1 protein-coding gene is annotated in these 1064 nt (G+C 54.8%); it reads left to right on the top strand.

Annotated elements, in window-relative coordinates; genetic code table 11:
- Positions 1–93: 93 nt before the first annotated feature.
- On the top strand, positions 94–1064 hold a 971-nt coding region (locus tag EDI28_RS25880; RefSeq protein WP_128786691.1), incomplete at its 3' end, for an IS91 family transposase.

Below are 1064 nucleotides of genomic sequence, written 5' to 3' on the forward strand. Positions count from 1 at the left end.
GTTAAATCTGCCGAGCAAGCTCGGGGAGTGCGCTGCGTCGAAGATTGCGTATCTGCTTCTAATATAGCCTAAAATTTTGTCTATGCTCCAGTCATGGCGCATACCGTTCAAAGTTTCATGCAGCAAGCACTGGAACTCTATCTCAAGTCTCACCGGCTTCCACGGTACCAACTCAAGGGAGCGAGTCGGCTCAGGGCCTGCCGGACGGCAGCGATGGGCGGGCATGCGCTGTATTGCGGCAATGGTCATTTCAACGGGTACTGGTATAACAGCTGCGGTCATCGCAGCTGCCCGCAATGCGGTGCGCTAAAACGGGAGCAGTGGCAGCGGAAGGTCGAGGGATTCATCYTGGATTGTCCGCATCATCACTGGGTGTTCACGTTGCCTCATGCGCTGCACGTGCTGTGGTGCTATAACCGTGAGCAGTGCCAGCAACTGCTGTTTAAATCTGTGCGGGAGACCATCCAGCAATTGAGCGCGGACAGTCAGTACCTKGGAGCCCGGTCTGGCTGTATTCTGGCGTTGCATACCTGGGCGCGGAAYCTGTCATTTCATCCTCATATACATTGCCTGGTCACTCACGGAGGCCAGCGGGAGACGGAATGGGTGAAGCCGAARAAGGACATATTGTTTCCGGCKAAGGTGATGATGAAGCTGTTCCGCGGCAAGTAYCTGTCGGTGTTGAGGGGCCTGTTGGTYGATGGTGAGTTAAGCTACCCGYCRGAGTTGAGCAAGGCGCAAGTGGCCAGTCTTTTGAACCAGTGGGGGCGTGAAGACTGGGTCGTCCACTGCACCAGGCAGTATTCYCACGGGCATGGAGTGGCGAAGTACCTCGCTCGTTATATTCGWGGTGGTGCGATAAAAAACACGCAACTACGACATGTYTCCGMCACTGAGGTGAGGTACAGCTACAAGTCTCACCAGACCCAGCGTACAGAGAGCATGACGATGTCGCATAATGATTTTATGGCGCGGATAGTGTCTCATGTTGCGCTCCCGAGGAAGCAGCAGTATCACTTTGTTGGTCTGTACCATAACCGGAGTCGCGAACGGCTGAACAAGGC

The sequence above is a fragment of the Photobacterium chitinilyticum genome (genome assembly GCF_004104355.1).
In the GTDB taxonomy this organism is placed as follows: domain Bacteria; phylum Pseudomonadota; class Gammaproteobacteria; order Enterobacterales; family Vibrionaceae; genus Photobacterium; species Photobacterium chitinilyticum.